Origin of the sequence: Streptomyces sp. NPDC059499 (assembly GCF_042749285.1) — a bacterium.
In the GTDB taxonomy this organism is placed as follows: domain Bacteria; phylum Actinomycetota; class Actinomycetes; order Streptomycetales; family Streptomycetaceae; genus Streptomyces.
This window is the reverse complement of the sequence record NZ_JBHYTT010000006.1, coordinates 71,795-80,897: the sequence shown is the minus strand read 5'-3', so window position 1 is coordinate 80,897 and position 9,103 is coordinate 71,795. Positions and strand designations below refer to the sequence as shown.

Sequence of the window (9,103 nt, the reverse complement as noted above, 5' to 3'; positions counted from 1 at the left end):
GCTCAGTGATGAGCGGGGCGGGCCCCCGTTTGCAGTCACTGAACGCGCTGGATCGGATGAATCTTCTTAGCGTGGGTTCATGAACCACACGCCGCGCATCCGCACCGTAGTGAGCTGCACTCTGCTGGTCGTGACCCTGGTTGCAGGTGCGACCGCCTGTGGCGAACCCGATGGCCATCCGTTGTCGCTGAAGCCGTACGACGCGGCCGACCTGGTCTCCTTCAACGGCCCCTCCAAGGGCGAGAAGGCCGACCCCGACAAGCCCCTCGAAGTCACCGTCAAGGATGACGACGTACGCATCACCGATGTGACGGCCGTCGACACGCAGGGCCGCCATCTGGCGGGCGAACTCGCCGCCGACGGACGGCGGTGGCACTCCACCACCTCACTCGCCGCCGGTACCCGGTACACCGTGAAGGTCTCCACCGAGAACAGCGACGGAGCTCCCGGCAGCCGCACCTACGCCTTCGGGACGACCTCGGCCAAGAAGTTCCTCAAGGTCACCTTCGGCCCGCAGGCGGGCACCTACGGCGTCGGACAGCCCCTCACAGCGGAACTCAGCGCTCCGGTCACCGATAAGGCCTCCAGGGCCACCGTGGAACGCGGGCTGCAGGTCCGCTCCACCCCCGCCGTCACGGGCTCCTGGTACTGGGTCGACGCCAAGACCCTGCACTACCGGCCCAAGGAGTACTGGCCCGCCGACGCCACCATCGACGTCCGCAGCAACCTCAAGGGCATAAAGGTCACCAACGCCCTCTACGGGGCCGCCGCGAAACCCCTGAAGCTCACCACCGGCGACCGCATAGAAGCGATCACCGACGCCTCCGACCACTCCATGACCGTGCTGCGCAACGGTGAGGTGATCAACACTCTGCCGGTCACCACGGGGAAACCCGGCTTCGACACGCGCAACGGCGTCAAGGTGGTGCTGGCCAAGGAGCAGTTCGTACGCATGCGCGGAGAGAGCATCGGCATCGCCGCCGGCTCCTCGGAGTCGTACGACCTGCCCGTCTACTGGGCGACCCGCGTCACCTGGAGCGGTGAGTACGTCCACGCGGCGCCCTGGTCGACCGGTTCACAGGGCAGCGCCAACGTCAGCCACGGCTGCACGGGGATGAGCACCGCCAACGCCCAATGGTTCTTCGAGACCGTACGTGAGGGCGACATCGTCAAGGTTGTCGGGAGCGACGGCGAGACGATGACGCCGTTCGACAACGGCTTCGGCGACTGGAACCTGGACTGGGACGCCTGGCGGAAGGGCAGCGCCCTGCACGGGGGCGGCACACCGGACTCGGGCACCGACGTCGAGGCGGCGCGGCTGCGCCCTCGGGTCTGACCCGGCCGGGAGTGCGCCACGCCCTCGAAGGACACCGCGGAGGGGTTCGGGGCCCCTCCGTCTCAGGCCTCCACGGACAGCCTCTGGCGCAGCAGGGCGGCCAGGGCGTCCGCGAAGTCGACCGGGTCGACCGGATGCGTCACCGCGGAGTCGGCACGGCTCCACGTGGCCAGCCAGGCGTCCTGGGGGCGCCCGATCAGCAGGAGCACCGGCGGGCAGTCGAAGATCTCGTCCTTGATCTGACGGCAGACGCCCATACCGCCCGCCGGAGCCGTCTCGCCGTCCAGCACGCAGACATCGACACCGCCACCGTCCAGCGCGCTCAGGACGGCCGGGAGGGTCGCGCACTCCAGGAACTCCACCTGTGGCACGTCGGCAGCAGGCCTGCGGCCCGCGGCCAGCCTCACCTGCTCACGGGTGTTGGCGTCGTCGCTGTAGACCAGGACCGTGGCGGTCGGCTGCATTGTTCCTCCGTGACATCCGTGTCTTCGGGGCGCTCTGAGCTCTCGGGGCATGAACCGTTGGGCGGATCGTACTCCGGCGAACAGCCTGTCAGCACCGTTGACGACAGCGTTTCGCTGGGCCGTTCGGTGAGGACACACGTCACTGACACACCGAACGGCACCCCCCGGAGTGAGGGCGGGATAAGCGACCGACATAATGTCGGTCGTGGCGACAGCAACGACAGTAGAAACCGGGCACGCGCACCCGTCGGTCAATCGGCCGAACCTCACCAGCGTCGGAACCATCATCTGGTTGAGTTCCGAGCTGATGTTCTTCGCGGCCCTCTTCGCGATGTACTTCACCCTGCGATCGGTGATGGGACCCGCTCACTGGAAGGAGATGGCCCACCATCTGAACTTCCCGTTCTCGGCGACGAACACCACGATCCTGGTGCTTTCCTCTCTCACCTGCCAGCTCGGCGTATTCGCCGCGGAGCGGGGCGATGTGAAGAAGCTCCGCACCTGGTTCATCATCACGTTCGTGATGGGTGCGATCTTCATCGGAGGCCAGGTTCTCGAGTACACCGAGCTGGTCAAGGAGGCGGGTCTCTCCCTGTCCTCCGACCCGTACGGCTCGGTGTTCTACCTGACGACCGGCTTCCACGGTCTGCATGTGACAGGCGGTCTCATCGCCTTCCTGCTCGTACTGGGCAGGACATACGCGGCCTCGAGATTCACCCATGAACAGGCCACCGCCGCCATCGTCGTGTCCTACTACTGGCACTTCGTCGATGTCGTCTGGATCGGCCTGTTCGCCACGATCTACATGATCAAGTAACCGGGCTCGCACCCACCCACCATCGACGCAGAAGATCCTGACACCGGGGTAATCCGTGAAAAAGCTCTCCGCACGACGACGCCATCCGCTGGCGGCGGTCGTCGTACTACTCCTCGCGCTGGCGGCTACCGGGGGGCTGTACGCCGCGTTTGCGCCTGCGGGTAAGGCGCAGGCCGACGAAACCGCCCAGTCCCTCGCCATCGACGAGGGCAAGAAGCTCTACTCCGTAGGCTGCGCCAGCTGCCACGGAACCGGCGGTCAGGGCACCACCGACGGGCCGTCCCTCGTGGGCGTCGGCTCCGCCGCCGTCGACTTCCAGGTCGGTACCGGACGTATGCCGGCTCAGCAGCCGGGTGCCCAGGTACCGAAGAAGCCGGTCATCTACTCCCAGGCCGAGATCGACCAGCTCGCGGCGTACGTCGCGTCCCTGGGCGCCGGTCCGATCACGCCGACCGACAGCCAGGTCGACCCCGCGGGTGCCGACGTGGCCAGGGGCGGCGACCTGTTCCGTACGAACTGCGCGCAGTGCCACAACTTCACAGGTGAGGGCGGCGCGCTGACACACGGCAAGTACGCCCCGAACCTCGAAGGCGTGAGCCCGAAGCACATCTACCAGGCCATGCAGACCGGCCCGCAGAGCATGCCGTCCTTCCCCGACAGCACCATGCCGGAGCAGGAGAAGAAGGACATCATCGCGTACATCAAGACCGTCAACGGTGACGACGCCGAAACCCCCGGTGGCCTCAGCCTCGGTGGTCTCGGACCGGTCAGCGAAGGTCTGTTCGCGTGGGTCTTCGGGCTCGGCGCCCTCGTCGCAATTGCCGTTTGGGTCGCGGCCCACACCGCTAAGGCCAAGAAGTCATGAGTAGCCAAGAGATTCCAGAAGAGGTCCTGCCCGCAGAGCAGGACACCGCGCACGGCGCGGTAGAGGGTGCCGGCGATCCGTTCGCCGACCCCGGGCTGCCGGCCCACCGGCCGCGCATCCAGGACATCGACGAACGTGCCGCGCGCCGCTCCGAGCGAGCCGTCGCCTTCATGTTCACGCTGTCCATGCTGGCGACGGTGGCGTTCATCGCCTCCTACGTCATCTTCCCGGTCGACCAGATCGTCTACATCTGGCCGTTCGGGCACGTGAGTTCGCTCAACTTCTCCCTGGGCCTGACCCTGGGCGTGGCGCTCTTCTGCATCGGAGCGGGGGCCGTCCACTGGGCGCGCACCCTGATGTCCGACGTGGAGGTCGCCGACGACCGGCACGCCATCGAGGCCGAGCCCGAGGTCAAGGCGAAGGTTCTCGCCGACTTCGCGGACGGCGCCGAGGAGTCGGCGATCGGGCGGCGCAAGCTGATCCGCAACACCATGTTCGGCGCGCTGGCCCTGGTGCCGCTCTCCGGCATCATGCTGCTGCGCGACCTCGGCCCGCTGCCGGAGAAGAAGCTCCGCGTGACCCTGTGGGCCAAGGGCAAGCAGCTCATCAACATGAACACGATGGAGCCGCTTCGTCCCGAGGACGTCGTCGTCGGTTCGCTGACCTTCGCCATGCCCGAGGGCCTGGAGGAGGACGCGCACGACTTCCAGACGCAGATCGCCAAGGCTGCCCTGATGATCATCCGCATCGAGCCGGACAACATCAAGGACAAGCGTGAGCGTGAGTGGGCCCACGAGGGAATCGTGGCCTTCTCCAAGATCTGTACCCACGTCGGCTGCCCGATCAGCCTGTACGAGCAGCAGACGCACCACGTGCTCTGCCCGTGCCACCAGTCCACCTTCGACCTCTCCGACGGCGCCCGCGTCATCTTCGGTCCGGCCGGTCACGCCCTCCCGCAGCTGCGGATCGGTGTGAACAGCGAGGGCAACCTCGAGGCGCTCGGCGACTTCGAAGAGCCCGTCGGTCCTGCCTTCTGGGAGCGCGGATGAGTACTGCGACGGATTCAAAGCGCAAGGCGCCCGCCGGTGAGCGGGTAGCCGACTGGGCAGACGGCCGGCTGGGCATCTACGGCCTGGCCAAGGCCAACATGCGCAAGATCTTCCCGGACCACTGGTCCTTCATGCTCGGTGAGATCTGCCTCTACAGCTTCATCATCATCATCCTCACGGGTGTGTACCTGACGCTGTTCTTCCACCCGAGCATGAACGAGGTCGTGTACCACGGCTCGTACGAGCCGATGCAGGGCATCCGGATGTCCGAGGCCTACGCCTCGACGCTGGACATCAGCTTCGACGTCCGCGGTGGTCTGCTCGTTCGGCAGATCCACCACTGGGCCGCGCTGATCTTCCTGGCCGGCATGTTCGTGCACATGATGCGCGTCTTCTTCACGGGTGCGTTCCGCAAGCCCCGTGAGATCAACTGGATGTTCGGCTTCCTGCTGTTCGTCCTGGGCATGTTCACCGGGTTCACCGGCTACTCGCTCCCGGACGACCTGCTCTCCGGTACGGGTGTCCGCTTCACCCAGGGCGCCATCCTGGCGACGCCGATCGTCGGTACGTACCTCTCGATGTTCCTGTTCGGCGGGGAGTTCCCCGGCGGCGACTTCGTGGCCCGGTTCTACTCGATCCACATCCTGCTGCTGCCGGGCATCATGCTCGGTCTGGTCGTGGCCCACCTGATCCTGGTCTTCTACCACAAGCACACGCAGTTCGCGGGTCCCGGCAAGACCAACAAGAACGTCGTCGGCATGCCCCTGCTGCCGGTGTACATGGCGAAGGCCGGAGGGTTCTTCTTCCTCGTCTTCGGTGTCATCACCGTCATCGCGGGCATCGCCTCGATCAACCCGATCTGGGCCCTCGGCCCGTACCGCCCGGACCAGGTGTCCACCGGCGCCCAGCCCGACTGGTACATGGGCTTCGCCGAGGGTCTGATCCGAGTGATGCCGGGCTGGGAGATCAACCTGTGGGGCCACACGCTCGTCCTGGGTGTGTTCATCCCGCTGACGGCCTTCGGCCTCGTGCTGGCGGCGATCGCGGTCTACCCCTTCATCGAGTCCTGGGTCACCGGGGACAAGCGCGAGCACCACATCCTGGACCGTCCGCGCAACGCCCCGACCCGTACGGCCTTCGGTGTCGCATGGATCACCGAGTACGTCATCGTCTTCATCGGTGGTGGAAACGACCTGTGGGCCACGCACTTCCACCTGTCGCTGAACGCCATCTCGTGGTTCGTCCGGATCTTCATCTTCGTGGGCCCGGTCATCGCGTTCATCGTGACGAAGCGGATCTGCCTCGGCCTCCAGCGCCGCGACAGGGACAAGGTGCTGCACGGACGCGAGTCCGGCACCATCAAGCGCCTGCCGCACGGTGAGTTCGTCGAGATCCACGAGCCGCTCAGCCAGGGCCAGCTGCACACGCTCACCGCGCACGAGCAGTACAAGCCGATCGAGATCGGCCCGACGGTCGACGAGAACGGTGTCGAGCGCAAGCCTTCGGCGCTGCAGAAGCTGCGGGCCAAGCTCAGCAAGAGCTACTACGGCGAGCAGAGCCAGATCGCCAAGCCCTCCGCCGAGGAGTACAAGGAGATCACCAGCGGCCACGGCCACCACTGATCACCTGAGCTGATCGCCACAGCAGGAGCCCCGTCCATTCGATGGACGGGGCTCTTCGCTGTCTCCGGGGCTGGATAGGGTGGGGGGATTCTTCTATCGGCTGTGGACCCCAGGAGCGGACCATGAACGTTGTGACCCCGGACGGCGGCGACAGCGTGGCGGACCGTTCCTGGCCCGGCGTGCTGATGCCCCTCCTGCGCGGCGAGAGCCTGACGGCCGAGGACACCGCCTGGGCGATGGACCGCATCATGAGCGGCGAGGCCACCGACGTGCAGATCGCCGGCTTCGTGATCGCGCTGCGTGCCAAGGGCGAGACCGTCGACGAGGTCACCGGACTCGTACGCACCATGTACGAGCACGCCCACACGATCCAGGTGCCCGGCCGCACGGTCGACATCGTGGGCACCGGCGGCGACCTGGCCAAGACGGTCAACATCTCCACCATGTCGGCGATCGTCGTCGCCGGGACCGGCGCCAAGGTCGTCAAGCACGGCAACCGCGCCTCCTCCTCGGCGAGCGGGGCCTCCGACGTGCTCGAGAAGCTCGGCGTCAACCTCGAGCTGACCCCGCAGGGCGTCGTCCGGGTCGCCGAGGAAGCGGGCATCACCTTCTGCTTCGCGGTGAAGTTCCACCCCGCCCTGCGGCACGCGGCGAGGGCCCGCAAGGAGCTCGGCACGCCGACCACCTTCAACATCCTGGGCCCGCTCACCAATCCGGCCCGGGTCCGCTCCCAGGCCGTCGGCGTCGCCGACCTCAAGATGGCGCCGATCGTCGCGGGCGTGCTCGCCGACCGGGGGAGTTCGGCGCTGGTCTTCCGGGGCGACGACGGCCTCGACGAGCTGACCACCACGGCGACCTCCCGGGTCTGGATCGTCCGGGACGGCGCCGTGCGCGAAGAGGCGTTCGACCCGCGGGACGTCGGCCTGGACCTGGTGCCGGTCTCGGCGCTGCGCGGCGCCGACGCCTCGTACAACGCGGACGTCGCCCGGCGGATGCTGGACGGGGAGACAGGCCCCGTACGCGACGCGGTGCTCCTCAACTCCGCTGCCGCGCTGGTCGCGCTCCACCCGGGCGAGGGCACGCTGAACGAGCAGATCGCGGCCGGGATCGCGAAGGCCGCGGAATCGATCGACTCGGGTGCCGCCAAGCGGGCGCTGGAGCGCTGGGTGGCCGCCAGCAACGCCTGAGGCAGGGCCGTGTGGAACGGGGCGCAGTCCGGATCGCGGACTGCGCCCTTGCGCATGTGGTCAGGTATGGCAAGATGCTGCGCAGGTCATGAGTGACAGCGAATAAGCCCCGGCTCGCTGTCCGGCAACCCTCCGTCCGTGGCGGGGTGCCCCGGGTGAAGACCAGGCCGCAGGCAGCGAGGTCTGTGGCAAGCGCGGGCCCCTAGGCATCTGTGAATGCCAACCCCCGGGGTCCTGGTCCCCAGGGAGCCTCTTGTGAGCAAGCGAATGCGATAGGGCTCAACGCCCTCTTCCGCGCACCCTCTTCTTCTTTTCCCGCGCTGCCGCGTATCTGCCGGCGTCGGGATTTCGCCTGCCTGTTACGGGAGTTCGCCATGTCTGTCTCCACCGCTGCCGCCGACCAGACCATTTGTGCCCCGCTGCCGGTTCTGGGAGCCGATGTCACTGTTCCTCTGGTTACGGGCGGCGAAGTCACCTATGCCGCCCTCGACTACGCGGCGAGCGCCCCGGCCCTGCAGCGCGTGTGGGACGACGTGGCCGCCTACGCCCCGTACTACGGCAGCGTGCACCGCGGCGCCGGCTACCTCTCGCAGCTCTCCACGGACCTCTTCGAGAGCAGCCGCGTCACCGTCGCGGAGTTCCTCGGCTGCCGTGCCGAGGACCAGGTGGTCTTCACCCGCTCGACGACGGACTCCCTCAACCTGCTGGCCGCCGCACTCCCCGCGGACTGCCAGGTGTTCGTGTTCGAGACCGAGCACCACGCCTCGCTGCTGCCCTGGCGCGACGCCCGCGTGACCTACCTCGACGCCCCCCGTACCCCGGCCGAGGCCGTCGTGACGCTGGAGCGCGCGCTGGCCGGCCGCGACCCCTACGGCCCCGCGCTGGTCTGTGTGACGGGCGCGTCGAACGTCACCGGTGAACTGTGGCCGGTGCAGGAACTGGCCGCCGCCGCCCACGCGCACGGTGCCCGGATCGTCCTCGACGCCGCACAGCTGGCACCCCATCACCCCGTGGACATCGCGGAACTGGACGTCGACTGGGTCGCCTTCTCCGGGCACAAGCTGTACGCGCCGTTCGGCTCGGGCGTCCTCGCGGGCCGGGCCGACTGGCTGCGGGACGCGGAGCCGTACCTCGCGGGCGGCGGCGCCTCCCGGAAGGTCGCCCGGCGCGCCGACGGCGGCGTCGACGTGGAGTGGCACACCACGGCCGCCCGGCACGAGGCCGGATCGCCCAACGTGATCGGCGTCTACTCCATCGCCGCTGCCTGCAAGGCCCTGACCGAGGCCGGGTTCGACCAGCTCGTCGCGCGTGAGCAGCAGCTCGTCACCCGGGTCCGTGAAGGCCTGGCCGAGGTCCCCGCGGTCAAGGTGCTCTCCCTGTTCGGCGACGACGCCCCGAGGGTCGGCGTCATCTCCTTCGTGGTCGAGGGCTGGAACAGCTCGCACTTCGCCGCGGCGCTCTCCGCGGAGTACGGCATCGGGGTCCGCGACGGCCTGTTCTGCGCCCACCCGCTCGTACGGACCCTGCTGGGCAGCGAGCCGCAGGACCCGGGCGAGTGCGGCGCCCCGGAGGCCGAGCCGGGCGAGCGGTCCCTCAACGCCATCCGGGTGAGCTTCGGGGCCGGTACGCCGGACGAGCACATCGAGCGGTTCCTGGGCGCGGTCCGGGAGCTGGTGGGCGCGGGTGCCCGGTGGACCTACCGCACCGAGGACGGGCGCTGCGTCCCGGACAGGGGCGCTGCGCAGGTCTGACCCGGCCGGGTA

8 protein-coding genes and 1 riboswitch are annotated in these 9,103 nt (G+C 68.1%); of the genes, 7 read left to right on the top strand and 1 reads right to left on the bottom strand.

Annotation, left to right across the window (positions count from 1 at the left end; translation table 11 throughout):
* Positions 1–79: 79 nt before the first annotated feature.
* Positions 80–1,336, top strand: coding sequence for an Ig-like domain-containing protein (locus ACFW9O_RS16315; protein WP_384609788.1), 1,257 nt, complete (start codon positions 80–82; stop codon positions 1,334–1,336).
* Between the two features lie 62 nt (positions 1,337–1,398).
* Here ACFW9O_RS16315 and ACFW9O_RS16310 read toward each other — a convergent pair whose 3' ends face one another.
* Positions 1,399–1,800: a hypothetical protein gene (locus ACFW9O_RS16310; protein ID WP_351181032.1), complete on the bottom strand. Its 402-nt coding sequence runs from the start codon at positions 1,798–1,800 to the stop codon at positions 1,399–1,401.
* Between the two features lie 196 nt (positions 1,801–1,996).
* Here ACFW9O_RS16310 and ACFW9O_RS16305 point away from each other — a divergent pair, with 196 nt between their 5' ends.
* The 6 genes from ACFW9O_RS16305 (at position 1,997) to ACFW9O_RS16280 (ending at position 9,091) form a co-directional block, all read left to right on the top strand.
* Complete coding sequence (locus ACFW9O_RS16305; RefSeq protein ID WP_329211890.1) at positions 1,997–2,617, top strand: heme-copper oxidase subunit III; 621 nt, start codon at positions 1,997–1,999, stop codon at positions 2,615–2,617.
* Positions 2,618–2,672: 55 nt separating this feature from the next.
* Entirely contained in the window at positions 2,673–3,482 is an 810-nt protein-coding gene (locus tag ACFW9O_RS16300; RefSeq protein ID WP_351181035.1) for a c-type cytochrome, read from the top strand.
* A complete protein-coding gene (locus ACFW9O_RS16295; RefSeq protein WP_351181038.1) occupies positions 3,479–4,531 on the top strand; it encodes a Rieske 2Fe-2S domain-containing protein in 1,053 nt (350 codons plus the stop codon). Before ACFW9O_RS16300 ends, ACFW9O_RS16295 begins: the two co-directional genes overlap by 4 nt.
* Positions 4,528–6,153 carry a ubiquinol-cytochrome c reductase cytochrome b subunit gene (locus tag ACFW9O_RS16290; RefSeq protein ID WP_351181041.1) on the top strand — a complete coding sequence of 542 codons (1,626 nt, stop codon included), beginning with the start codon at positions 4,528–4,530 and terminating at the stop codon, positions 6,151–6,153. Before ACFW9O_RS16295 ends, ACFW9O_RS16290 begins: the two co-directional genes overlap by 4 nt.
* Before the next feature lie 122 nt (positions 6,154–6,275).
* Positions 6,276–7,340: an anthranilate phosphoribosyltransferase gene (trpD, locus tag ACFW9O_RS16285; RefSeq protein WP_384609783.1), complete on the top strand. Its 1,065-nt coding sequence runs from the start codon at positions 6,276–6,278 to the stop codon at positions 7,338–7,340.
* Positions 7,341–7,424: 84 nt separating this feature from the next.
* Positions 7,425–7,541, top strand: a riboswitch (SAM riboswitch).
* Between the two features lie 173 nt (positions 7,542–7,714).
* Positions 7,715–9,091, top strand: coding sequence for an aminotransferase class V-fold PLP-dependent enzyme (locus ACFW9O_RS16280; RefSeq protein ID WP_351181047.1), 1,377 nt, complete (start codon positions 7,715–7,717; stop codon positions 9,089–9,091).
* Positions 9,092–9,103: the final 12 nt, after the last annotated feature.

Bases quoted from the DNA above. Each gene is read 5' to 3' on its own strand.
- trpD (WP_384609783.1), top strand. From the start codon at position 6,276: ATGAACGTTGTGACCCCGGACGGCGGCGACAGCGTGGCGGACCGTTCC.
- ACFW9O_RS16310 (WP_351181032.1), bottom strand. From the start codon at position 1,800: ATGCAGCCGACCGCCACGGTCCTGGTCTACAGCGACGACGCCAACACC.
- ACFW9O_RS16290 (WP_351181041.1), top strand. From the start codon at position 4,528: ATGAGTACTGCGACGGATTCAAAGCGCAAGGCGCCCGCCGGTGAGCGG.
- ACFW9O_RS16315 (WP_384609788.1), top strand. From the start codon at position 80: ATGAACCACACGCCGCGCATCCGCACCGTAGTGAGCTGCACTCTGCTG.
- ACFW9O_RS16280 (WP_351181047.1), top strand. From the start codon at position 7,715: ATGTCTGTCTCCACCGCTGCCGCCGACCAGACCATTTGTGCCCCGCTG.
- ACFW9O_RS16295 (WP_351181038.1), top strand. From the start codon at position 3,479: ATGAGTAGCCAAGAGATTCCAGAAGAGGTCCTGCCCGCAGAGCAGGAC.
- ACFW9O_RS16305 (WP_329211890.1), top strand. From the start codon at position 1,997: ATGTCGGTCGTGGCGACAGCAACGACAGTAGAAACCGGGCACGCGCAC.